Origin of the sequence: Maribacter spongiae (assembly GCF_047345125.1) — a bacterium.
In the GTDB taxonomy this organism is placed as follows: Bacteria; Bacteroidota; Bacteroidia; order Flavobacteriales; family Flavobacteriaceae; genus Maribacter.
This window is the reverse complement of the sequence record NZ_JBLFEQ010000002.1, coordinates 207,386-231,429: the sequence shown is the minus strand read 5'-3', so window position 1 is coordinate 231,429 and position 24,044 is coordinate 207,386. Positions and strand designations below refer to the sequence as shown.

The 24,044-nt window shown below is 37.6% G+C and carries 20 protein-coding genes; 12 read left to right on the top strand and 8 right to left on the bottom strand.

What is annotated here, in order from left to right; translation table 11 throughout:
* Positions 1–141 precede the first annotated feature (141 nt).
* From ACKWB9_RS03610 to ACKWB9_RS03600, 3 genes are all read left to right on the top strand, one after another.
* A complete protein-coding gene (locus ACKWB9_RS03610) occupies positions 142–852 on the top strand; it encodes a helix-turn-helix transcriptional regulator (RefSeq protein WP_414001626.1) in 711 nt (236 codons plus the stop codon).
* A gap of 61 nt (positions 853–913) precedes the next feature.
* The gene (locus ACKWB9_RS03605) at positions 914–1,300 is read left to right on the top strand and encodes a DUF4345 domain-containing protein (protein WP_414001625.1); all 387 of its coding nucleotides are present in this window, start codon (positions 914–916) and stop codon (positions 1,298–1,300) included.
* 413 nt (positions 1,301–1,713) lie between these two features.
* On the top strand, positions 1,714–2,565 hold the full coding sequence (locus ACKWB9_RS03600) for a hypothetical protein (protein ID WP_414001624.1): 852 nt from the start codon (positions 1,714–1,716) through the stop codon (positions 2,563–2,565).
* 135 nt (positions 2,566–2,700) lie between these two features.
* Here the strand turns inward: ACKWB9_RS03600 and ACKWB9_RS03595 are convergent, their stop codons facing one another.
* The gene (locus ACKWB9_RS03595) at positions 2,701–3,129 is read right to left on the bottom strand and encodes a hypothetical protein (protein WP_414001623.1); all 429 of its coding nucleotides are present in this window, start codon (positions 3,127–3,129) and stop codon (positions 2,701–2,703) included.
* Positions 3,130–3,252: 123 nt separating this feature from the next.
* The gene (locus tag ACKWB9_RS03590) at positions 3,253–3,708 is read right to left on the bottom strand and encodes a helix-turn-helix domain-containing protein (protein WP_414001622.1); all 456 of its coding nucleotides are present in this window, start codon (positions 3,706–3,708) and stop codon (positions 3,253–3,255) included.
* A gap of 287 nt (positions 3,709–3,995) precedes the next feature.
* Here ACKWB9_RS03590 and ACKWB9_RS03585 point away from each other — a divergent pair, with 287 nt between their 5' ends.
* The 5 genes from ACKWB9_RS03585 (at position 3,996) to ACKWB9_RS03565 (ending at position 9,855) form a co-directional block, all read left to right on the top strand.
* Complete coding sequence (locus ACKWB9_RS03585) at positions 3,996–4,550, top strand: CopD family protein (RefSeq protein WP_414001621.1); 555 nt, start codon at positions 3,996–3,998, stop codon at positions 4,548–4,550.
* Between the two features lie 144 nt (positions 4,551–4,694).
* Positions 4,695–6,107, top strand: a complete 1,413-nt coding sequence (locus ACKWB9_RS03580; protein ID WP_414001859.1) for a sensor histidine kinase — start codon at positions 4,695–4,697, stop codon at positions 6,105–6,107.
* Between the two features lie 20 nt (positions 6,108–6,127).
* Positions 6,128–6,910, top strand: a complete 783-nt coding sequence (locus ACKWB9_RS03575) for an enoyl-CoA hydratase/isomerase family protein (RefSeq protein WP_414001620.1) — start codon at positions 6,128–6,130, stop codon at positions 6,908–6,910.
* A gap of 18 nt (positions 6,911–6,928) precedes the next feature.
* Positions 6,929–8,476: a hypothetical protein gene (locus tag ACKWB9_RS03570; protein WP_414001619.1), complete on the top strand. Its 1,548-nt coding sequence runs from the start codon at positions 6,929–6,931 to the stop codon at positions 8,474–8,476.
* Between the two features lie 305 nt (positions 8,477–8,781).
* Positions 8,782–9,855: a PA0069 family radical SAM protein gene (locus ACKWB9_RS03565; RefSeq protein ID WP_414001618.1), complete on the top strand. Its 1,074-nt coding sequence runs from the start codon at positions 8,782–8,784 to the stop codon at positions 9,853–9,855.
* A 279-nt stretch (positions 9,856–10,134) separates the two neighbouring features.
* Here the strand turns inward: ACKWB9_RS03565 and ACKWB9_RS03560 are convergent, their stop codons facing one another.
* The 5 genes from ACKWB9_RS03560 to ACKWB9_RS03540 form a co-directional block, all read right to left on the bottom strand.
* Positions 10,135–11,148 (bottom strand): hypothetical protein, encoded by a 1,014-nt coding sequence (locus ACKWB9_RS03560; RefSeq protein ID WP_414001617.1) that lies wholly within the window; start codon positions 11,146–11,148, stop codon positions 10,135–10,137.
* 21 nt (positions 11,149–11,169) lie between these two features.
* Positions 11,170–12,147 carry a hypothetical protein gene (locus ACKWB9_RS03555; RefSeq protein ID WP_414001616.1) on the bottom strand — a complete coding sequence of 326 codons (978 nt, stop codon included), beginning with the start codon at positions 12,145–12,147 and terminating at the stop codon, positions 11,170–11,172.
* A 16-nt stretch (positions 12,148–12,163) separates the two neighbouring features.
* On the bottom strand, positions 12,164–13,693 hold the full coding sequence (locus ACKWB9_RS03550) for a RagB/SusD family nutrient uptake outer membrane protein (RefSeq protein ID WP_414001615.1): 1,530 nt from the start codon (positions 13,691–13,693) through the stop codon (positions 12,164–12,166).
* Positions 13,694–13,704: 11 nt separating this feature from the next.
* Positions 13,705–17,205, bottom strand: a complete 3,501-nt coding sequence (locus ACKWB9_RS03545; RefSeq protein ID WP_414001614.1) for a SusC/RagA family TonB-linked outer membrane protein — start codon at positions 17,203–17,205, stop codon at positions 13,705–13,707.
* A 158-nt stretch (positions 17,206–17,363) separates the two neighbouring features.
* On the bottom strand, positions 17,364–18,542 hold the full coding sequence (locus ACKWB9_RS03540) for a FecR family protein (RefSeq protein ID WP_414001613.1): 1,179 nt from the start codon (positions 18,540–18,542) through the stop codon (positions 17,364–17,366).
* Positions 18,543–18,643: 101 nt separating this feature from the next.
* On the opposite strand from ACKWB9_RS03540, the gene ACKWB9_RS03535 reads away from it, so the two are divergent.
* Complete coding sequence (locus tag ACKWB9_RS03535; protein ID WP_414001612.1) at positions 18,644–19,231, top strand: RNA polymerase sigma factor; 588 nt, start codon at positions 18,644–18,646, stop codon at positions 19,229–19,231.
* A gap of 205 nt (positions 19,232–19,436) precedes the next feature.
* Here the strand turns inward: ACKWB9_RS03535 and ACKWB9_RS03530 are convergent, their stop codons facing one another.
* Positions 19,437–19,760: a GIY-YIG nuclease family protein gene (locus ACKWB9_RS03530; protein ID WP_414001611.1), complete on the bottom strand. Its 324-nt coding sequence runs from the start codon at positions 19,758–19,760 to the stop codon at positions 19,437–19,439.
* 886 nt (positions 19,761–20,646) lie between these two features.
* Here ACKWB9_RS03530 and ACKWB9_RS03525 point away from each other — a divergent pair.
* The 3 genes from ACKWB9_RS03525 to ACKWB9_RS03515 all read left to right on the top strand — a co-directional run bounded on the left by ACKWB9_RS03525 (position 20,647) and on the right by ACKWB9_RS03515 (position 23,951).
* Positions 20,647–21,648, top strand: coding sequence for a TlpA family protein disulfide reductase (locus ACKWB9_RS03525; RefSeq protein ID WP_414001610.1), 1,002 nt, complete (start codon positions 20,647–20,649; stop codon positions 21,646–21,648).
* A gap of 119 nt (positions 21,649–21,767) precedes the next feature.
* Positions 21,768–22,769, top strand: coding sequence for a TlpA family protein disulfide reductase (locus tag ACKWB9_RS03520; RefSeq protein WP_414001609.1), 1,002 nt, complete (start codon positions 21,768–21,770; stop codon positions 22,767–22,769).
* 174 nt (positions 22,770–22,943) lie between these two features.
* Positions 22,944–23,951 carry a TlpA family protein disulfide reductase gene (locus ACKWB9_RS03515; RefSeq protein ID WP_414001608.1) on the top strand — a complete coding sequence of 336 codons (1,008 nt, stop codon included), beginning with the start codon at positions 22,944–22,946 and terminating at the stop codon, positions 23,949–23,951.
* Positions 23,952–24,044: the final 93 nt, after the last annotated feature.

The window sequence follows — 24,044 nt, the reverse complement described above, 5'->3', positions numbered from 1 at the left end:
ATGCGACAAGTAAGGGAGAAAGGGGGCTAGTACGTCTTAAACCAATCTTAAAGACCGTTTTAGTTCTGCGCTTTTAAAGTTTGGCCATTAACTATAAATCAAGGTAAAGGAGATCGTTTGCCTCAAGCAGAAAAGACGAAAATGGAAGAAAAAGAAAAACCAAGACTTTCAAGACTGACTGCTATTCTGACTCAGCTGCAATCTAAACGGATAATTACGGCAAAGCAACTTGCCGAAAGACATAATGTAAGTACAAGAACCGTTTATCGAGATATTCGTACACTCGAGAAATCAGGAATACCTATTGTAACAGAAGAAGGTAAAGGCTATTCTATTATGGAAGGATATCACCTTCCACCAGTTCTATTTTCGGAGGACGAAGCCAACGCTTTAATTACAATAGAACAGCTAATAATCAAAAACAAAGACCAATCGTTAGTTGAAAACGTTTCTAGTGCCATAGAAAAAATAAAGGCCATCTTGAGATATTCCCAAAAAGGAAATGCAGATTTATTGGTAGACAGAATTTACTTTGGCGGAAATAATAATGAGGAGAAAACGAGTAATAACCTAATGCGGATTCAGTCGGCTATTACCAAATATCAAGTCTTAAAAATCGATTACATTTCTTCCGAAAATAAACAAACCATACGAAACATTGAACCTTTTGCTATTTACAGTATTCATGGGAATTTTTTGTTGATCGCTTTTTGTCGGCTACGAAATGATTTTAGAAACTTTAGAATAGATTTTATCAAAACACTGGTTGTCCAAAACGAAATTTTCACCCCTCACAATATGACCATAAAAGAATATTTTGAAAAATATGTAAAAAATCAAAATTACCCTTGACACACCTCTGTCACAACGCCAATTTACATTTGCTATTGATATTAATTAAAAACAATAAAAAATGGAAATTATCAGAATCATAATTTTATCATTATCAAGCTTAATGTTAGTTTTTGTAGGTTCGATGCGTTTGAGTAACCCAATTAAGACTTATTTAAAGAATTCCGGAATCAAACTAGAAGAAGATGCCAGCTTGTTAAATGAAATGAGAGGTATTAGTGCAGTAATGCTTTGTGCTGGAATCGTTGTATCGCTCGGAACATTTATTGGAAAACTAACCTTTACTTCGCATTTTGTTGCATCACTCATTTTTGTAGGCTTTGCAATTGGCAGATTAATCAGTTTAAAAGTTGATGGCAAACCGAGTAAGCAAATTACCCAAGGAATTTTATTTGAACTTGTACTGGGTGCGGCAAATGTTTTTTGTTTGCTAAATATTTGGGGTTAAACTTAAAATAAGGCCAGTGGCTAACAATGGTATAGGTAATTACCCGCCTGTCAGCAGACAGGTTCTCGCCTAATCAGGGAACAGGTAAGAGTGGCATCGAGATATGGCAGCAATGAATCTGGACAAAATGACGAGCAAAATTCAAAAAATGGAAGTACGATTTTCGGGATTTCTTAATCGATTACAGGTTTTACCAATTTGGATTTTAAAGGTAGGAATGTAGACTGATTTTAAGCATTAAGAGTTCAAAAAACTGGCTACAACTTTGGGCTCTACAAAAAGCCTTGGTTCGGTTCCTTAAAGTTAGTCGATATTTTCTTCTTGATATAACTTGCTCCATACCCTACTATGTAAGGTCATTTTGATTTGGCAAAGCTATCGTAATAAGGCAATGATTTAAACGTTAGGTATTTATGAGAAGATACCGATATTTATTTTTCACCATCATCCTTTCTGTTTTTGTGGCTTGTGACAAAGGTGAAAACAATACGGGAGAACCTGTTGCAACATACTTCTTGTTCGAAGACGGATTTGAAACACAAAATAACTTGTTAGACGAACTATTTCCCTTAAATGGCAATAGATGGTCAACAATACAACAAACCGACCCTTCAAACGCTACTAATGAGATTTTAATTACCGATACCGAATTCAATGAAGGGCAAAATGCACTTCGCTTTCTTGCATACCGATCGGATTCTGAATTGTCAAAAATAGATATAGAGAAAAACGGGTTAAGTATAACTACAGGGGACAAGGTCACCATAACCGCAGATTTTTATATAGCAGGTACGGAATCCCTTAAAAATTTATTACTTATAGATTTAGAATGTTGTTCTTGTTGGGACCCTTTGGTCGGGGACAATTTTGGTGTAGAAAATCAATGTCCGGGAGTTAGGCTTATGATGTCCGGAGATAGTGGATATCTTTCTATAGAAAGAGGAAAAATATCGGGAACTACCTTACAACAAACGAATTTTGCCTTTCCAAGAAACCAATGGGTTTCCGTTAAATGGGAGATGACCATGTCCGATACGGAAAACGGGCTTAATCGATTAGTTATTAATGGAACGGAAGTTCTCAACGAAAATGGGATGAATATGCCGAACGCACAGATTTTTAGTGATGCCTTTCTAGATCAGGGAATTAACTTTACCCTACAGGAACCAACATTTTATGAACGGGTACAGATTGGGGTTACCGCTAACCCAACTGCTGGGAACATTGAATTATTTGTTGATGATTTTTCAATTAAAGTGGAATAAAAATGTACTTGAACAAAAGCTGTTTATAAAGTCCGCTATCCCGATAGTTTCCCGATTAAATTGGACTTGTGTCTAACAGGAGAGTAAATATCTTTTTACACGCTATTTTTCATAAAGACCGTTGAAGAATATTTGTTAAATTAATGAGTGTAGATAATCAGCGGCACCCTTCAGACCATTTTTTCTTAAAATATCCAAGACCTGGAATTCATCCAGATCTGGATTTCTTCTATTCAAGACTAATTTTCGGAACGCCTCAACCACTTTCTCATGGTTTAAATCAATTATGTCGGTAATAAAATCATCGGCCGATTTTACAGACAACCCGAAAGTGGCTAGATATTCCTTTGGAAAATCTTTAAGATTGTTTGTTATGATTACATTCGCATTTGTCTTTATAGCCGCGGCCATAACATGTCTATCCTTTAAATCAGGTAGGGTCAAAGTTTTAATTAAAGGTTCATAGTTAGAAACAAACGCATCGGGAAATGCTAAATTAGCCCTATTCGTCCTCTTTTTGATTTCTTCTTCACAACCCCTTTTTCCTTCATTACTTTTTCCCACTCATCAAAAATGTGATTACTCCACTTTGGCGTAAACAATTCATAATGTGCAAACCAAAATAACACATCTCGAATCTCAATTGGTTAAATAATGTTCGTGTCCAGGACAGCTGTAAAACGAACACTATGAATCATAGAGACCAAGTTCTTCATCCAACTTCATCATATCCATCAAAATTTGTTCTTGATGAACTTTCATTTCGTTCTTATAATTAACGACATCCTCAAACCTGACCCTTCTATGTTTTCCGACCTTAGCGAAAGGGATTTTGCCATTTTCCAGTAGCTTGACAAGATGGGGCCTTGAGCATCCTAAAAATTCAGCCGCTGATTGTGTAGTCATTTCAGTAGCCATAGGAACAAGAGAAATTGGCTTTCCTTCACTAGTAGCTTTTAGAATTTTTGCCAATAGCTTTAAGGTCTTTATTGGAATTTTTATCTTTTCCGCAGTTTCTTCAATTTCAATTTCAGGATTTTTAGTTGTAAGTTCTTCCAATGTAGCAGCGAGAGCGTTATAAGACTCCATAGCCGTAAGTTGCTCTTCCTTAGAAGGTCTTTTTACGTTCTTGTAGTGTTCCATTTCAATTTTAGCTATTAAGGGTTTATACAAACTTAAACGAAATAAACGAAACGTTGTTGTAAGGAATAGTTAAAATTATAGTGGAAAAATAAAACTAATGCCAACAAAAAATGTATAAAGAATATAGGTTTCGGACCAAATTACAAGGATTGTGTATTTTTAAGAGGTCGCCCCCGATAATTGTCGGGGTCATCTTAGACCATGGCCAAAAACCGGAATTGAATAGTTGACCGGTTTCAAGAAATTCTTTGTTAACTTTAGGCCTCTAACCAAAACCTCGAACCCTTTTGTCCGAATACTATAATTATATCAAGGCCTTACATTTGATTTTTGTCATCACTTGGTTTGCCGGACTTTTTTATATTCCAAGATTATTCATTTACCATATTGAAGCCTGGCAAAAGCCTTCCCCGGACAAGGAAATCTTAAGTAAGCAGCTAAAAATCATGACAAAAAGGCTCTGGTACATCATTACATGGCCTTCGGCCATATTGGCAACGCTATTTGCCCTTTGGTTGCTGGTTTTGGCCCCATATTGGCTCCAACAACCTTGGATGCATATCAAGTTGGGTTTTGTGCTGTTGCTTATCGGTTACCACCTAAGAAACCATATGATTTTTAAAAAGTTCCAAAAAGATGAGATTGCCTATACCTCTAACCATATGCGTATTTGGAACGAAGGAGCTACCCTGATCCTATTTGCCATAATATTCCTGGTGATTTTAAAAAGTACGTTCAATTGGATTTTTGGAGTGGTAGGGATCATTGTTCTAGGGATTCTATTGATGCTCGGCATTAAACTCTATAAACGCATACGGAATAAGGACCCGGAAGCTCAATAGAAGGAACCGGCCAGTAGTAATGGTAAACCGATTTTTACCCCAACCGCTTACCGGAACTGAAAAGTGGTGCGATATTTGCTAACTTTGACGAAACGCAAGGCTTTGTTCCAAAAAGTATCCCTTAGATTCCGGATTTTCTTCGCCATGATTTTTTTGGTGCTCATTGCATCGGTGCTAATAGCCGGGGTTACCGTATACCAGTTTCAGGAAATCAATGAGGACTATCATCAAAACAGGATAGAGCGCAAAGAGGAACAGATCAGGCAAAGCATAGACCTTACCATCCAAAAAACCACTTATCCCGTTACTACAGAAAATTTGGGGCTTATCTTCAAGGATGATATTTATGAGATTTCCGTTGTCCAGAACATGAATTTTAATATTTATGGCCTGGATGGGCAGTTGATAAAGAGTTCCCGGCCAAAATTTGAAAATGACTCCATATCCAGGTGTTTGGATGCCGAGGTCCTGAACCAATTGGAAAACAGTATCGATAAACGCTATGTTCAGGAAAACGCCACGGCGGGAGATAAGTATCAGACATCCTATACGTACATAGCGGACCACAAATTTAAACCCATTGGAATCCTGAACCTTCCCTATTTTGAGGATAATTCTTTTAACGATAAAGAACTAAGGGAATTTCTGATACGTCTGGGAGGGGTATATGTTCTAATGCTCATACTGGCCATTGCCCTGGCATTTGTCATATCAAAATATATTACACGGTCTTTAGAGACCATTTCCGGTATGATGGAACGTACCGACCTGTCCAAACGAAACGAAAAAATCCATATAGAAAATCCGGGAGAGGAAATAGAAAAACTTATAGATTCCTATAATGCGATGATCGATGAATTGGAGCAGAGTGCCGCCAAATTGGCACGCAGCGAGCGGGAACAGGCATGGCGGGAAATGGCCAAACAGGTGGCACATGAGATCAAGAACCCCCTGACCCCTATGCGTTTGAGCGTACAGAGTTTTGAACGCAAATTTGACCCGCAAGACCCAGATACGGAACAGAAAGTAAAGGAATATTCCAAAACGCTCATTCAGCAGATAGATACCATGAGCAGTATTGCATCCGCATTTTCCAATTTTGCACAAATGCCCGCTCAGCAGAATGAAACTCTGAACGTGGTGAAAATTGTAAAATTGGCCCTGGATATTTTTAATGAGGATTACATTCATTTTATTGCGGAGGAGGAAGAGATTATCGCAAAATTAGACCGTACACAATTGATCCGTGTAGTGACCAATCTGGTAAAAAATGCCATTCAGGCCGTCCCGGAGGTAGCATCTCCCCGGGTCTTGGTCTCTGTCGCCAAAAATGCGGACGAGGTAAAGATTTCGGTGGCGGACAATGGCATAGGCATTTCAGATGAAAATAAGGACAAGATCTTTGAACCTAAGTTCACGACCAAAAGTAGTGGAATGGGCCTAGGGCTAGGTATGGTAAAGAATATTGTAGAAACCTATAGGGGAAAGATCAGTTTTACCTCACAACAGGGAAAAGGCACTGTTTTTTGTGTAAAATTCCCTAGGGAAATAAACTAGATATCCATTAAAATAAAAATATGTCCTATAAAAATATCAATATTGCCATTGAAGAAAATTGGGCCATGATAACCATTGACCGGCCCAATAAATTAAATGCCCTTAATAAAGATACCATTCAGGAATTGCACGAAGCCTTTGTGGATCTTGAGGAAGATGAGGGTGTCAAAGTGATTATCCTTACAGGAAGTGGTGAAAAGGCTTTTGTAGCAGGTGCTGATATTGCCGAATTTGCGGATTTTTCAATTAAAAAAGGCAAAAAACTGGCTGCCAAAGGGCAAGAGTTATTGTTTAATCTGATTGAAAACCTATCGACCCCGGTCATAGCCGCGGTCAATGGTTTTGCCCTCGGCGGAGGATTGGAACTGGCCATGTCCTGCCATTTTAGAATAGCCGGTGACAATGCTAAAATGGGCCTTCCCGAAGTTTCGCTAGGCGTTATTCCCGGGTATGGGGGCACGCAACGTTTGCCACAGCTCATAGGAAAGGGAAGAGCCATGGAACTCATTATGACGGCGGGAATGATATCTGCCGAAAAAGCCCTGGAATATGGGTTGGTAAACCATGTTGTGCCCGGGGGAGAGCTTTTGCCGTTGGCTAAAAAAATAGCCGATAAAATTTCGAACAACTCACCAGTTGCCATTTCATATGCAATAAAAGCCGTAAATGCAGGTTTTAAGAATACCGGTAATGGCTATGAAACGGAAATAGAAGCCTTTGGCGCTTGTTTTGGTACGGATGATTTCTCGGAAGGCACTTCTGCCTTTTTGGAAAAAAGAAAAGCGAAGTTTCCCGGTTCTTAGCACAAATTAAAAATCAATATGGTAAGATTTTTGGCAGTTTTTACTTTTATGGTTACGCTAACTGCCTATGCCCAGGAGAGTAGTATAACCTATACCATCGGCGAAAAATATAACGATAAATATAGGTATTCCAATATGTTGGCCATTGCAGACGATGGGAACGGGGGTACGGTCATTGTCCGTTCCTATTACCAAGGAATCGTTTTAAGGCCAAAAGGATATTTTATAGAGCGTTACAACAAGGATCTGGAATTGATATCCGAATACAATTACAAGCTCAAAAATGCCAATTTTGTAGATGCTTTTGTAAAGAACGGACAGGTCTATTTACTCTTTCTGGAGTATAATTTGGGTACCATGGCCTATGAGTATATTGTTCGCAGAAGCCCTTTTTCCGAATACAATTTTACCAAGGAGGTCATTTTGACCGTTCCTTCGGAAATAGTGCAACGGCCCCTGGACAGAAATTATTACAACCGCAATTTTTCTTCAGGATTTACAACATCGGTACTGTTCAATGAGGACAAGTCCGCTTTTGCCATTACCACCCATTTTAAAAAGCGAAAAGAAAACAAACATTTTATTCATGTATTCGATTCCAGTTTGCGAAAATTAATGGAACACGATTTTTCCGCCGAGGTAGAAGAAAAGAACTATGCCTTTGAGAATATAGCCTTTTCCAAGGACCTGAAAAATGTATATCTGACCGGAAAAGCGTATTTCAAGAAAAAAAGATTCAATGCTACGGAACGCAAGTTTCAATATGAGTTGGTCCGGATTTCCGGTTCGGACCGGAGTACGCAGTCCTTTTATACGCCCGGAAAGTTTCCCGAGGCCATAAAACCCGTTTTTAGGGGGAATGAACTCATTTGTCTTGGTTTTTATGCGGATAGAAAAGACAACAGGTATAACGGGATATCGTTCTACAGCCTGGACCCCGGTTCATTGAAGGTCCTTTCCCAAAAATACAATGCCTTTTCCGAACAGTTTATGATGGACAAGTTTGGAAGGGAAGATAATAGGACGGTTAAAAACCTTATTTTTAAAGGGTTGGACATCACACCGTCCGGTCATATCCTTTTCAATGCCGAAGAGTATTTTACCAGCAAAAGTGTACAGGCCAATTCTAGCGGAGGCCGTGTTATGGTAACCAGATACCATTATAATGATATTGTAAGCGTTAAACTAAGTCCGTCCGGAGATTTGGTCTGGGCCAGGAATATCAATAAGACAGAGGTTACCCAGGGCGATGGCGCATACACTTCGTACAGTGCGTACACCAAGGATAACGACACCTATTTCTTTATTAGTACCGCCGCTGAAAACCCACAACAATTAAGTGCGGAACGCATCATGTTCAAACAGGGGTTGAGCAGGAACAGAAATATTTTCTTGATTAAACTGGATGAAAACGGCCGTATGAATTATGAAAAAGTAATTGATAATACCGATGCCAGATTGCCCCTTATGGTTTCCAGGCCCTTGGTGGATACGTTAAACGACGAACTTCTTTTCTATGCCAAAAAGGGCAGTAAAAAACAATTGGTTCAGGTGGCCGTTAAATAGGGTTTATCTTTTTTAAGATCGATATTTCCTGATCGGGCCACTTTCTGGGGATTCCCTTAGAAACCCGTTAGCTTTTAGGGTAGTATTTTGCGGACCCTAAAAAATATAAAAGAATGAGGAGGAAACTCTTTTGAATCGGATTTCTCGTCGCTCATGCTTCGCTCTGTCGAAATGACGAAGAGCTAAAAATCAATACGATGTGTTTTTACCGAACGTATATTTTAGATCGAACCAACGTTAATTAACGATTGTTAAAATCGATAAATGGATTATTTCCATATTTTTGGATTAAATCCATTTATCCGATGAAACTGAAAAAAACTATAAAAGGAAGAGGAGCGCAACAAAATGCACCTAACAAATTTTTACAACATATTTATGAAACGAGGGACGATTTCCTTGAATTTTGCCGTATAGAAGGAGAAGAGGCGGACGATAACCGCACGCAATACATTCCTATTTTTCCAAAGACCATCGTAAATAAGGTCACGAGCCCGGATGTGGGGATGATGTATTCCATGAACGCCTACCAAGGTTGCGAACATGGCTGCATTTATTGCTATGCCAGAAATACGCACGAGTTTTGGGGCTATAGTGCCGGGCTGGATTTTGAACGGCGTATACTGGTAAAAAAGGATGCGCCCGGGTTACTGGAAACCAAGCTGAAAAATAAAAATTGGAAGGCCCGTACCATTGTAATGTCCGGCAATACGGATTGCTACCAGCCTGTGGAAAAAAAATTCGGGATTACCCGTGCCTGTTTGGAAGTATTCTTAAAATATAGACATCCGGTGGGGATCATTACCAAAAACGCATTGGTCTTACGTGATCTGGATGTTTTAAGGCAACTTGCACAAAATGGATTAATAGCCGTAAATATATCCGTTACTTCGCTATCGGAGGAGACAAGACGGGTTTTGGAACCCAGGACCACGACCATTAAAAAACGCCTGGAGACCATACGTTTGTTATCCGAAAACGATATCCCCGTAAATGCCATGTTGGCCCCTATCATTCCTGGAATCAATAGCCATGAAATTATGAATTTGGCCCGGGAAGTTTCCAAAAACGGTGCCAGGTCCTTTGGTTTTACCGTGGTACGGCTTAATGGTGCCATTGGTACCATTTTTACGGATTGGATACGTAAGACCATGCCGGACAGGGCCGAAAAAGTGTTGCACCAAATTAAGGAATGCCATGGGGGAAACTTAAACGATAGCCGTTTTGGGATACGAAGTAGCGGCGAAGGAAAAATTGCCGTTCAAATCCACGATTTGGTACGTTTGGCAAGACAAAGCTATTTTAAGGAAAGTTCGTTCCCCAAGCTGAACATGGAATTGCACGAGCAGTATAAAAAAGGGCAGCTACGATTGTTTTAATCTGTTAATTACCAGTGACTTGGATGGTTTTTCCGATTTTACCATTCCTTTGGAGCAGACCCGACCGCTTTTTGGGGCAGTTCCGGGTGAGGGAAAATATAAAATTCCGGTTTTTGGGCCAGGAGTCATTTTGACCCCGATGACTATCTGGGCGCATTATATGATAAAAAAGAACCGATAAGACAATTTGGAAATGTCGTTCAGGTTTAAAAAGAAAAGCCCGCTCTATATAGAACGGGCTTTTATAAAAATTAGAAAAACTAACTAGTAACTATTGTTTTAGTTTGGTGTCAATACAACATCAAACGGATCATAATTCACATTAGGAGAAGCAAAACGAAATCTCCCAAATTGAAATAATTTAAAGCTAAACGTACCTGTTGCCGGGTCAAAAGTATTATTAACAGGATCAGGAGTTATATCTTCTTGGGTACCAGGATATTGTACTTGGGGTACTGGCACAAAAGGCAGGGTCACAAAAGGAGGATTAGGAAAAGGTATGAAATCACCTTCTCTCGTGCCTTCTACAGTCACCTCATTGGTATTTGGGTCTACTCTAATAATCCCTGGATATGGTCCAAATCCAAAACTAGTTGCGAAACTTGGCCCTATAATACTATTTCGTCGATTCAATGCCGGAACTAATTCTAAACGTGGGTTATCTGCGGTTAAGCGTGTTGTCCATGCATTAGCTTCCCCAACTATAGGAACCAGTATGAGGTCATAACCTGATTCACCGGCATTACCGCTAATCGGATTTTCTGGAATAGAACTCCCTGTATAAGGAATCGCAGGCAAAAGTGTTATTCTGTGAGTGATGTTTCTAGACCCGTTAGACAAACCAGCCTGAAAACCAGAATCTACATTTGTTAATGTTACATCAAAAACTAATACTGTTGATGATAAATCAAAAGTTAGCCCTGTTCTAAACGGTATCGTAATATTTCCTTCTGATGTTCCTGCTGGTATCGTTGCGGTTGCTGCTGATACATCTATAATATCTCCTATATTTCCTGAGCCAGCAACCAAAGTGGTCGAAAACTCAACATTAACACCATCTGTATTGAATGTAGAAAATAATTTTAATGGAATCTCAATTTGTGTAGGAGAATCTGTTAAACCTAATAAAATGGTTTCTTCAGACGTTTCAGATACCGTAGTCTCAGGAAGAGAAATTTCTACAAAACCTGCAGCTAGGTTTTGATTGTTTCCAGGACCTGCATCATCCGTTTCGCATGACACGGTACTAAGTACAAGTGTCATGATCATAAACAGCTTATATATATTTTTCATAAATAATACGTTTTTTATAAATTAATTAACTTTTGTGAGGGTAATTTCTGTGGAGTATTCAAAAAACATTGCACAACGAGGGTCTCTTTCATTTACAAAATCCCTAAGTCTGATTACAATTACGTCATCACTACCAGGAGTTTCAAGCGTAGCTCTATCAAAGGTATTAATGTTATCTGGGTCATTCTCCTGAAAGACTCCCGGAAATTCATTTATTCCTTGCGTACATCTATACGTACGACCTTCTCCCCTAGGTGAAGGACGACCAAATACATCAATTGTATCATCACAAGTAAAGGTTAGGTTCATTTCATAAGGTATAGGATTTCCTGCAGCTATAGCAGTTTCTTCATCATATTGATAATCAAAACGTCTAATGGCACCGTCTGCAACAACCGTAACCGTAGGTGTACCATCAATAAAAGTAGCAGTCGGACTATTACCATTATTGTTAAGGGTAGCAGTAACGGTAGTTCCAGTAGGTAAACCACCTGTTTGCTCTACGATATATTCACCTACAAAAAAGTCATCAGGTATTGGGCAAATAATCCCTAACCCCAATGCCAATGGTAAACTCGCTGAAACACCATTTTCAAATACAACTTCTACAACGGCAGTAACTGTTTCTGTAGTGGATAAGTCGCCTGTATCAGTTCCAGTTACGGATAGTGTTCCCATAGAAGAATTGGCAGGTACTGTAATAGCACCTACACTAATAGATGCTTCATTTAAATTACTGGCACTTGCACCTACATTTAATCTTGCTCGAAACGTACGTGCTTCTGTAGATCTGTTTGATACTTGTACAGGATACTCGGTAGTCACCATACCATTTCGTGGTATCTGTAACTGCCTTTCTTCATCTATAAATTCAATTAAAGTTAAACTCGTATCGGTAGAATCAAAAATAATTGGTGCATCTGGATCACAAGAGGTCATCAGTATTGCCGTAAAGGCAATTAGGCCCATCATTTTTCTTATATTTCTTATTGTTTTCATTGTTCTTTTTTTTTAATTAATAACCAGGATTTTGCGTAATAACAGGGTTTCCTGATATTTCTACAAGTGGAATTGGTAGTGCAAAACGTGCATCACTAGCAGATAAATTACAAGGTACTATTCCACCACAATCTGGGTTAGGCCGTGGGTCTAAATCTTCAAATGTTGGGTCAATAGGACTCGAATCTCTTTCAATACCCTCTCCGGTAATGTCCCTAGTTCTTCTTAAATCGATATAACGGTGCCCTTCATAAGCCAATTCTATACGTCTTTCTAACAAGATATCACGAATAGCTTCTTCTAAATTGGTGTAGTCAGGGGCTGCAACAGTAACAGCTCTAGTACGTGCATTACGTAAATCACTAATAGTTTCTGCAGCACCTGTAAAATCATTTAATCTCGCTTGTGCTTCCGCTTTAATTAGATATTGCTCTGCAACTCTAAATACTTTTGCATTGTTTCTTCCAATACCACCTCCAGGTTGACCTGGATATTTTGCGATAATGTTTTCGCCTAAAGTAATCTCGCCTTCAATTGGTCGAAGATGTAACACTCTTCTTTGATCTCCACCTTCTATGGTTCCAAAAAGTCGTGATGGTAACCCTTCTATTATATTTCTAAAACCTTGAGCCATTTCATAAATAGGACTAGCACCTAAGGTTGTAGCACCGTTAAATAATGTTCCTATATTGGGCCCAGCGGTTAGTGTACGCTCTAACGACCAAATAAATTCGTCTTGGTCATCATCATTATCATCCCACATAGCTACATAATTATCTGCATTTATAAGATTAAAACTCCCCATTAATTCATCAGCGGCATCAATAGCATCTTGGTACTGCCCAGTATATAATGCCAATCTTGCTCTTATTGCCGTAATTGCTGATGCCGTAATAAATCTATTGTCCGTCGCATCACCTATAAAGGCATCAGCAGTATCTAATTCATCATTAATAAACGTAGCGACTTCCGCCACGGTATTTCGTGTAGGTCTTGCAAACAAATCTATTTCTGTAATAATAGGAACCGCTCTGTTTTCAGGGGCAAAAACATTTAAATCACTAACGGCATTACCTGCACTATATAATGCCATAAGGTCTAAATGCGCTAAAGCCCTTAAGGCAATGGACTGCCCTATAACACCATCTAAGTTTTCCCTTTCAGTAGGAGAGTTTGTTTCAAAACTTTGGGCCAAGGCCAAATAGGCATTAATATGATTTATGGTTTGGTAACGCCCTGTCCAAATAGCCGTTGTTGCTGGCGTTGATGGGTTGATTCGCAATAAATGTTCTTCAGCAACACCAATATCTGTAAGCTCTAATGTATTCCCTGCTCTTATATCCTCAGAAATACGACTGGACACTTGAATAACATCTTCTGGCCTGTATGATAAATATGCTGCATTTAAAGCTTCTTGAAAACTTCTAACACTTTTAAATGCTAAACTCTCTGAGATAGACGATTTAGGATCGATATCTCTGGCATCTTCACAGGATACTACGAACATAAGTGTAAGGATACCTGCTATAAGTTGTATTTTTTTCATTTTCATTTTTTTTAAAAATTAACATTTACTCCTAGCGTATAAATTCTAGATACCGGGAAATCAAAAAGTGCAGATGGTGCCGTAGATTCTGGATTAGACCCTCTCCATTTGCTCCAGGTAAACAGGTTTTGCCCTTGTAGATAGAAACGTATGCTATTAAATGTGTTTTTTAATTGTTTTGCATTAAAGGTATAACCTACCGTTAGGTTTCTTAATCGTAAGAAAGAGGCATCTTCAAGGTAACGGTCAGTGTTTCTAGGATTAATGGCCCCAACACGTGGTATTGACGTAATATCACCTTCTTGTTGCCATGCGTCCAATAGGGTTATAGATGCATTACCTATACCTTGACCAATAAGGGTACTACTTTCTAAACTTTGAAAAGTAAAGTTAATTCTATATTGCTCTAAAGCATAACTAAACAAAGAGCTGATCTCAAAGCCTTTATATCTAAAGTTGGTACCAAAACCACCTGTATATTTAGGGTCAAAAGTTTTGTCTTCATGGAATACGCGGCCAGAAATTTCAGCGATATTGGCATTAGTTGTTAAAAGTCCATCAGCATCTAATAATAAAGCATCTCCTGTTAATGGGTGAACCCCTACATAACGTGTTGCATATAAGGTTCTAGCTGCTAAACCTGTTTGCAAGGATAAGAAAGTACCATTACCACGTCCAAAACTTTCACCATCAATAAAATCCAGACCGTTACCCAATGCCAAGACTTCGTTTTTATTATATGCGCCATTGGCATATACATTCCAAGTTATGTCTTCGTTATTAATAATATCGTAAGATAAGCTTAGCTCTACCCCTTCGTTTCTTAAACTACCAATATTATCATTAACTACTGAAAACCCAGTTGCTGCAACTGATATTGGTGACCTGCCTAAGATATCTTCGGTATCATCTCTATACACATCAATAGCTCCGGTAAGTTTGCTATTAAACAAACTAAAGTCTAGACCAATATTGGTACTCTTTTTGGTTTCCCACTTTACATTGGCGTTTGCAATATTAGCACGTCTGATTCCTGGGCTTCCGCCAATTCCTATAGGATCTGTAACACCAGCCTGTGTAGATGAGGGCTGACCTGTTTCAAACAACACTTGCGAGGCAAATGCATCTCGATCACTAACTCCAAGGTCTTGGTTACCTACCTCACCATAGCCTGCACGTAAAGCTAGGTTATTTACCCAGCTAGAATCTTTTAACCAGTTTTCTTTAGTGATGTTCCAACGTCCTGAAACCGAATAAAAGGTACCCCACTCATTATCATTGCTAAATCGACTCGTAGCATCTCTACGCAGGGTCGCCGAAAAATTGTATTTGTCGTCATAATTATAACGTAGCAATCCAAAAACAGAAAATAAGCCCAAATCAGTAGCATTATTTCCTACTCTAGGAATATGACGTAGTAAAGGATCATCACCCGGGTCTGGATTTATAGCCGAATCTGTTAGTGGATCTGCTAAACCGTTTGTTGATGTAGGTATTCTTGAATCGATACCAACCCCTGTAAAATTAAAACCCCTTAGGTGCTGTTTAAAGTATTCCGTATAGGCACCTACTTCTAGATTATGTTTATTTGCAAAGGTATTTTTATAGCTAAGATTATTTGACCAAGTTACGGTAACAAATCTTTGATCACTATTACTTAATTGTCCTTTTGGCACAAAGGTTTGTGGAACCGGTATAAAAACCCCTGTAAAACCATCAGGGTGAATGATCGATTCTGTGGTACTTTGAGCATAATCCACCCCAATACGGGTTCCTGCTGTTAACTTGTCCGTTAAATTGTAAGTTCCCGTTAAACCCAGAATAGCCCTAAGGTTGTCCGTTACAGCAGTATCAAATCTTGCAGTGTTTAAGGCTACAAATGGGGCGTGAAAATTCCCAGCTGCAACTCTTGTATCTCCTGTAATTGGGTCAAATATTTGTAAATTGTCTATACCTCTAGGTAATCCATTGGTATTAATACTACCATCTAAACTAAATGGCGATAGGTAAGGTAAGCCCGTTAATATGGATTGAAAGGTATTTGAAGGGAATACTGCACCTCTCGTATTTGGCCTCGAGTTTCTAGAGAAGTTTAAGGTAACCGTTGTACCTAATGTAAAGCGATCGCCTTTTAAATCTATGTTTGAACGAAATGACAATCTTTTAAAATCTGATGCCAATTCGATACCATCTTGTTCAAAGTATCCTAAAGAGGTAAAGTTTCTGATGTTTTCACCACCGGCCGTAAAACTTAATTCATGACTTTTTGTAGCCCCTTGACGCAACAAAAATTCAGACCAATCGGTATTGGTCTGCGAAAAGAAATCTATTTCTGCATCGGTCAAACCAAACCCTGATCCACTTACGATTTCATTGTCTCTCTGATATGTTAAAAGTTCTCTAGAGTCAAGCAATCTGTATTTTGGTTGGATATAGTCTGAAATACCGTATTGCGAACTGTATGAAAACTTCGCTTTACTTCCAAACCCTCCTTTTTTAGTGGTAATAATGATGACCCCATTAGAGCCTCTATTACCATAAATTGCCGTAGCTGATGCATCTTTTAATACGGTAAGTGTTTCAATGTCTGCGTTATTTAATTCAGAAAATCCAAAACCTGAAATAGGAATACCATCAATAACATATAAAGGTTCTACATTTGTGTTTGGATTAAATGAACTTCTACCTCTTAAGATAACTCGTGCACTAGCCCCGGGTCTACCATCGACAGCTCTTACATCTAGTCCGGCTATTTGCCCTTGTAGTACTTGCTGAAGTGAAGGAATAGGAACATTCTCTATCGTTGCTGCTTTTATAGTTGTCTGTGCACTGGTAATATTTTTACGTTTAACCGTACCGTATGCCACAACCACAACCTCATCTAAATTTGTCGTGTTCTCTTTTAAGCTGATATTGATTACAGATCGTGCGTTTACCGCAATTTCTTGTGTCGTAAAACCAACATAAGAAACCTCTAGAACGGCATCGCCACCGGAAACTTTGATCGTATAGTTACCATCAAAATCGGTCTGGACCCCATTACTGGTGCCTTTTTCGATAATGTTGACACCTGCCAGGGGCAGCCCTTCATTGTCCGTAATAGTACCCGAAACGCTAAGTGTTTGTGCCTTAACGCTATCATTAAGTTTTTCTCGTATAAGAATGGCATTGTTATCGGTCAATATAACATCCAGGTTGCCCTGGGACAAGCTATTCCTTAAGAGCTTGTTTGTTTTTATGATTCCTTTTTTTACCTGTACTTTCTTATAGTTTTCAAATATGCCCTCCTCATAAAAGAACTTATACTCTGTTTGTTCCCTGATCAGGTCAAAGACTTCATCAATGCTCAATAGGGCATCTTGCGCTATTTTTATTTTAGAATTTTGCGAAACGACATCTTCTGGCGTAATCGCAAAAATCGCCGTACAAAACAAGAAAATAAGTGTTCTCATCATGATTTTTAAAAGCCGTCTTTTTAGGAAAAAGTCGGCAATAGTCAATTTAATTTCCATAAATTAGATTATTATTATTTGTTAATTAGTACAATTAATTAATAGTGATGTTTTAAGGGGATAAGGTCGTATCATTCTTCGCATTTTTGATATATCAACTTTATCCTCCTTTTTTTTATAATCGTTTCATTTCATAGTTGTCTATTTTTAAGTATTCGTTAGTTTAGCGTTATCGTTTTATCGGTTATTTGGTAATTGTTGATCGAGGTAGATTTCATGATCGATAAAATCTCATCGATACTTTGATCTTTATTTAGGGTTCCCTTGAATTTTATGGACTCCAATGCCTTATTTTCAAAAACCACTTGAACATCGTACCATCTTGACAGTACCCTCATAATATCTTTTAATGATTTGTTCTCAAAGCTGAAAATTCCGTTTTTCCAGGATGTTTCGGCCTTTATATCAACTTTAGATACGGTAAGATCGTTCGTGTTCAAATCCAGACTCGCCTGTTGGTCCGGCAGTAAATTTTGTCCGGAACCGTCCGTGTTTATCCGTACTTTACCTTCTACCAGTGTGGTATAGATGGTAGTTTCATCCTTATAGGCCTTAACATTGAACGCTGTGCCCAATACCTCGATTTCCTGAGCATCATTAAGTACTTTGAACTTTGATCCGTGGTGTTCAACAGCGGGGGATACATCAAAATAGGCTTCACCATATACAAGTTCAACCGTGCGCGTTTCCCCTTTGTTAAAGCTTACGGGATATTTTATCCGGGATTCGGAATTCAACCAAATTTGGGTGCCATCGGACAATACCACAAAAAATTGCCCGCCCCTGGGGATGGTCAAATAATTGAATACCGGTTCCGCCGAACTTTGTTCTTTATTTTTATATATGAGCTGTTCCCCGTTGGTATTCATATTTTGGGTTTGGTAGGTATCCCCTTTTTCCAGGGCTATGTTCGAGCCGTTCCCCAAGGTTAAAACCGCCTTGCTCGTTCCCGGTTGGATATGTGTATTTATGGAAGGGGAGGCACTAACTTCAATTGAAGGTTCTGAGCTGTTTTTTTCAAAAAAGTAGGTTATCGTCAGCACACCGGCAAGAATGGCCGCCGCCGCGGAGTATTTGAATCGGTTCTTGCTTTTTCGAATTCTATATAAAAAATTCCGCTCCCGCCTTATTCTCAGCGCTATGGTATCCTTGGCTTCCTCTATATCATATTGGTTCGTGCTCATATGGGCCAAAGCGTTCGCTTTTACATATTCCTTAAAAAACGCTTCGTTTTTAGGGTTGTTCAGCCACAGTTCCAATTGCCTGAGCTCATCAAGATCAGCTTCTTTTGTCAGGAACTTTACAATTAATGTTTCAATTTGGATAGTATTACTCATTTTTTCGAACATATATATTGTATGACAAGACCAAAATTGCTTTACCACTATTTATTTTAAAAAAAAGTTAAATTTACCTCGGCTTAAATACATTCAATTCATTGAAAAAAGTACTTTTTAACAAAAAGAATCTTGTAAAACAGCTTAGGAAAGGAGATACCGATGCTTATGCCGCCCTTGTAGAGCTGTATTATGAAAAGTTATGCCATTACGCCACTAGTCTTGCCCGGGACAACTTTAAATCCGAAGACATTGTCCAAAATGTAATCGTTAGGTTGTGGCAACAACGTGAAAAACTGAATCCCGATGTTTCCGTTAAGAATTATTTGTATAAATCGGTGTATAATGAATTCATAAATCAATACAGAAAAGATGTCGCCATAACCAAATTGGAAAAAAAATATGTAGAGGGTATGGCGGTATTTCACGAGTCTTTGGATGATGACAAAACCAAAAAATTAATACATATAATGAAAAAAGAAATAAAGGAATTGCCTCCAAAATGTAGGGAGACCTTTATTTTAAGTAAAGAGGAAGGGCTTACCTATACGGAGATCGCAGCATACCAAAACGTTTCCGTAAATACCGTTGAAAACCAAATGGTCAAAGCTTTTTCCATTCTCAGGAAAAAAATCAAGGAAAAGCTATCCTTTTTTTATTTGAATTTTATAGCTTTTTTTAAACACTAGAAGCTGATTCGTTTTAAGAGTAAGGTGTAAGGAATTAGTTGTTAGGAATTAGGTATTGATTGATATGATTGTCTTTCACGGTAAATAAAGTTTATGTTGTCAGTCCGAGCCTGTCGAGGACGCTCTTCATAACAAAATGCACATCGATTGCGCTTCGACAGGCTCAGCGTGACATTGGTGTTCCCGATTATGTTTTATAGTATATCTAAGAGGGTTTATCTCTATTTTTAGGATGCCCATATTCAGTATAGTTCTTTGAAAATTCAATTAAATCTGACCAATTTTCCTCAATCAAAGCTTGCTTCTTTTTATGTGACCAGCCTTTTATTTGTTTTTCAATTTTTATAGCTTCTGACGGATTAGTACATTGTAACTGCCATTTCAAAATGACAGGTCTTCTTAAATGCGTATAACTACCCTTTTTGTAACCAGATTGATGCTGCGCAAGTCTTCTTTCTAAATCATTTGTCATGCCAGTATAGTATGTGCCATCAGAGCAAAATAAGATATAGACAAAATAGAGCTTCATAACCTAAAAATAAGCTTTTTATAATAATGCGCTTCGACGGGCTCAGCGTGACATAGGTGTTTCTAATTGCCTTTTCCGACAAATCAAATCTATATCGTCAGTCCGAGCTTATCGAGAATCCATTAGAAATTTAAAAGGCAAAATCGTTGAAGTTTACTGTCATTATTAACAAAGATTTAAGGGTAATCCTATTAGTGGATAATGGTTTCGGGTATGTTTTAATTTTAAAAAAATATTACATACATAGAGGTATTGCGAATTGGAAACGTCTAAAGGGTATTAAGGGTATGCTAAAACTATTAGCTAAGTTCTGTTCTCATTTAGTGTATTCTTGATATAAGAATGCATATACGGGCCGCCAAAGCGGCCCGTATAAATGAATGATCGAATTGGACTTATCCAGATCGTCTTCTCTTGTAAAAAAGAACTTATAAAAGATGATGTATTCCGTCCGATGGTAGCGCAAATCAAAGTTCAGAATCATTTCGGACCGGATTGACCGGAGAGGCGTTTGCCGTAACCACTGATCCGGCGACCACCTAGTTTATTGGAAAGTGGACACAATGGACCGTTCCGGGACAAAGAGCATCGGACAAATATGGCAGTTCACGACCGATTGAGGAACTTCTAAAAAAAATCATAAAAAAATCCTGTTCATAGTGGTATTATTAATTGAAAACGTATCTATAAATTATGAGTTCTATTGTAAAAACCAAAGTAAACTACCTCGGGGCAAGCCCACGAGGCATTCGTAAGAAAACAACATTCAAAGTTTCGAGGCAAGTCTCGGAGCATTTAAATCTCGATTATCGAGTAACATCAGAACTAATGTTCATGAATAATTGATAATAGAACTCCATATTTTAAAGTAATTAATTAGATACAAATGAAAAAAATAACAATAGTATTGGTAGCTGCTCTAACTATTATTTCATGTAAAGTTTCAAAAGACTATGTAACTCTTTCAGGAACTATAGCAAATCAAAATTCAGATTCATTGATTGTTCGTTCCCAAACGTATAACAAAAAAATTGCGGTCAATGAAGATGGAACATTTAACGATACCTTAAAAATAAAAGAGGGGAGGTATCAATTCCATGACGGTAGAAATGCAAGCAACCTTTATTTAAAAGGCGGTTATGATCTAAAATTAATGGTAGACACAAAGAAGTTTGATGAAACACTTACATTTTCTGGCAAAGGGGCTAATGTAAACAATTATTTAGCACAGAACATGCTAATACAACAAAATGTATTCAATGATTTTACGATCTATGATTTAGAAAGGGATGTTTTTTTAGCTAAAATTAGAGCATCTGGAGATGAAATGTCCGAGTTGTTGTCATCTACTAAAAATTTGGACACTGCCTTTATTGCAAACGAAAAGAAAAAAATTGCTCAATTTCAAGGCTATTTGGCTCAAAAGTATTCAGATAAGCAATATATGGCCACTACATTGGCAAAAGGAAAAGCTTCACCAAAATTTACCGATTACGAGAATTATGCTGGCGGTACGATGTCATTGGGCGATTTAAAGGGTAAATATGTTTATATAGATATGTGGGCGACTTGGTGTGGTCCCTGCAAAGCGGAAATACCATTTCTAAAAGAAGTGGAAAAAGCATACCATGGTAAAAATATAGCCTTTGTGAGTATCTCTATAGATCGAGAAAAGGCTTATGACGCCTGGAGAAAAATGGTGGCGGACAAAGAGTTGACAGGTATTCAATTATATGCCAAAAGAGATGAAAGCTTTCGAACGGCATATAGAATTACGGGTATTCCCAGGTTTATTTTAATCGATCCGGAAGGTAATATTGTAGATGCCGATGCCCCCAGACCTTCGTCGGAAAAATTAAAAACCTTGTTTGATAGTTTAGAAATCTAAAACAATATTCCATTGGTTGGTTCCTAAATTATAGGGTACGAATTACTTTAAGAATATGATATTGAAGTTATTCCTTATCCTTAATTAAACAATGCAAATGATAATATATTCAATATAAAATGAAAAAAATACTGCTACTATTAATAGCCAGTATAACTTTTAGCTCTTGTGAAGTTGCAAAAGATCATGCAATTTTTTCAGGAACTATAACTAATCAAAATTCGGATTCATTGATTATTCGTTCTATAGGGTATATTAAAAAAATCACGGTCAATGAAGATGGAACCTTTAGCGATACCTTAAAAATAAAAGGAGGGAATTTTCAATTCTACGATGGTAAAAAAATGAGCAGTATCCATTTAATGAATGGATATGATTTAAAATTAATGTTAGACGCAAAAGAATTCCATAAAACAATTACATTTTCTGGTCGAGGAGCAAATGCAAACAATTATTTAGCAAAAAAAATATTATTGCAACAAAAAGTATTTAACGATACTGCATTTTACACCTTAAAAAGGGATGTTTTTGATGCTGAAATTAAAAAGTCCATAGGCGAAATATCGAATGTATTATCATCTGTCAAAGATTCAGATTCAACATTTATCGCAGATCAGAAAAATAGCATTGATAGGCTTGAGGTATATTCGGTCAGAAAATATGAAGATAAGCAGCATATAGCCACTTTTTTAGCAAGAGGAAACCCTTCGCCAAAATTCATGGATTATGAGAATTATGCAGGCGGTACGACGTCTTTGGACGATTTAAAGGGTAAATATGTTTATATAAATGTATGGACAACTTGGTGCGTGCCGTGTAAAGTAGAAATGCCATATCTAAAAGAAGTGAAAAAAGCATATTATGGTAAGCATATAGCCTTTGTGAGTATTTCGGTCGATGATCAAAAAGTATATGATGCCTGGAGAGAAATGATAGCGGATAAAGAATTGACAGGTATTCAATTATATGCTAAGGGAGATGAAACTTTTACAGACGCCTATAGGATTAGGGGTATTCCTAGATTTATTTTAATAGATCCTAAAGGGAATGTTGTAGATGCCGATGCACCCAGGCCTTCATCAAAAGAATTAAGAACATTGTTTGATAGTTTGGAAATATAAAACAATATTCAATGGGTTGGTTTCTAAGTTATAAGGCACGAATTACTTTAAGAATTTGATATTGAAGCTGTTCCTTTCCTCAATTAAACAATACGGATGACAGTTCATTTGGCTATTGGCTTATATAGAAAGACAAGTCTTTATATTTTAAATAAAAATTAATTGAATTATAAAATGAAAAAAATACTACTGCTATCAACCTTTATTATAGCCTTTGGCTCATGTAAAGTCACAAAAGACCATGCAACTCTTTCAGGAACGATTACCAATCAAAATTCGGGTTCATTGGTTATTAGCTCTCAAGGGTATACCAAAAAAATCGCTGTCAATGAAGATGGGACTTTTAACGATACCTTAAAAATAAAAGAAGGAAAATATAGATTCGTAGATGGTAAAAAAATGAGCAGTATCTATTTAAAAAATGGGTATGATTTAAAATTGACCTTAGACGCAAAAGAATTCCATAAAACAGTTACATTCTCGGGCGAAGGAGCGAACATAAACAATTATATAGCGAAAAAAGTTGTACTGCAAAATAGAATATACGGCGACCCTATACTCTTTACCCTAGAAAGAGATGCTTTTGATGCTGAACTTAAAGAGTCTTTAGCTAAAGTATCTAATTTATTGGCATCTGTAAAAGACATTGATACTGCATATGTCACAGAGCAAAAAAGTGTCATTAATGATTATGAAAAATATTTTGTTAAAACCTATGAAGACAAGCAATATATGGCCACTGTTTTAGCTAGGGGTAAAGTTTCTCCAAAGTTTACAGATTATGAAAACTATACAAGCGGTACGATGTCTTTAGACGATCTAAAGGGCAAGTATGTTTATATAGATATGTGGGCCACCTGGTGCGTTCCATGTATACGGGAATTTCCCTTCTTAAAAGAATTGGAAAAAGCTTATCATGACAAGAATATTGAATTTGTCAGCATTTCTATCGATAAACAAAATGCGGCAGGTGCCTGGCGAAAAATGATAGTGGACAAAGAATTGACAGGTATTCAATTACTTGCCAAGGATGAAACGTTTGTAGATGCTTATAGAATTTCTGGTATTCCCAGATTTATTTTAATAGACCCAGAAGGTAATATTATAAGTGCTGATGCACCTAGACCTTCTTTAAAAGAAGAATTAAAGATATTGTTTGATAGTTTGGAAATCAATCAATAGTGTCCGACTATAATCAAAGGTTAAATATACTTTGTCTTGAAGACAACCTTAAGTTACATTTTTAATTATAAATTCCATAGGCTATATGTGTCC

What these genes read in the sequence shown, in the direction of transcription:
- ACKWB9_RS03550 (WP_414001615.1), bottom strand. Translation starts at nt 13,693, where the DNA reads ATGAAAAAAATACAACTTATAGCAGGTATCCTTACACTTATGTTCGTA.
- ACKWB9_RS03575 (WP_414001620.1), top strand. Translation starts at nt 6,128, where the DNA reads ATGTCCTATAAAAATATCAATATTGCCATTGAAGAAAATTGGGCCATG.
- ACKWB9_RS03590 (WP_414001622.1), bottom strand. Translation starts at nt 3,708, where the DNA reads ATGGAACACTACAAGAACGTAAAAAGACCTTCTAAGGAAGAGCAACTT.
- ACKWB9_RS03530 (WP_414001611.1), bottom strand. Translation starts at nt 19,760, where the DNA reads ATGAAGCTCTATTTTGTCTATATCTTATTTTGCTCTGATGGCACATAC.
- ACKWB9_RS03545 (WP_414001614.1), bottom strand. Translation starts at nt 17,205, where the DNA reads ATGGAAATTAAATTGACTATTGCCGACTTTTTCCTAAAAAGACGGCTT.
- ACKWB9_RS03520 (WP_414001609.1), top strand. Translation starts at nt 21,768, where the DNA reads ATGAAAAAAATACTGCTACTATTAATAGCCAGTATAACTTTTAGCTCT.
- ACKWB9_RS03565 (WP_414001618.1), top strand. Translation starts at nt 8,782, where the DNA reads ATGAAACTGAAAAAAACTATAAAAGGAAGAGGAGCGCAACAAAATGCA.
- ACKWB9_RS03525 (WP_414001610.1), top strand. Translation starts at nt 20,647, where the DNA reads ATGAAAAAAATAACAATAGTATTGGTAGCTGCTCTAACTATTATTTCA.
- ACKWB9_RS03555 (WP_414001616.1), bottom strand. Translation starts at nt 12,147, where the DNA reads ATGAAAACAATAAGAAATATAAGAAAAATGATGGGCCTAATTGCCTTT.
- ACKWB9_RS03560 (WP_414001617.1), bottom strand. Translation starts at nt 11,148, where the DNA reads ATGAAAAATATATATAAGCTGTTTATGATCATGACACTTGTACTTAGT.
- ACKWB9_RS03540 (WP_414001613.1), bottom strand. Translation starts at nt 18,542, where the DNA reads ATGAGTAATACTATCCAAATTGAAACATTAATTGTAAAGTTCCTGACA.
- ACKWB9_RS03600 (WP_414001624.1), top strand. Translation starts at nt 1,714, where the DNA reads ATGAGAAGATACCGATATTTATTTTTCACCATCATCCTTTCTGTTTTT.
- ACKWB9_RS03570 (WP_414001619.1), top strand. Translation starts at nt 6,929, where the DNA reads ATGGTAAGATTTTTGGCAGTTTTTACTTTTATGGTTACGCTAACTGCC.
- ACKWB9_RS03605 (WP_414001625.1), top strand. Translation starts at nt 914, where the DNA reads ATGGAAATTATCAGAATCATAATTTTATCATTATCAAGCTTAATGTTA.
- ACKWB9_RS03515 (WP_414001608.1), top strand. Translation starts at nt 22,944, where the DNA reads ATGAAAAAAATACTACTGCTATCAACCTTTATTATAGCCTTTGGCTCA.
- ACKWB9_RS03580 (WP_414001859.1), top strand. Translation starts at nt 4,695, where the DNA reads ATGATTTTTTTGGTGCTCATTGCATCGGTGCTAATAGCCGGGGTTACC.
- ACKWB9_RS03610 (WP_414001626.1), top strand. Translation starts at nt 142, where the DNA reads ATGGAAGAAAAAGAAAAACCAAGACTTTCAAGACTGACTGCTATTCTG.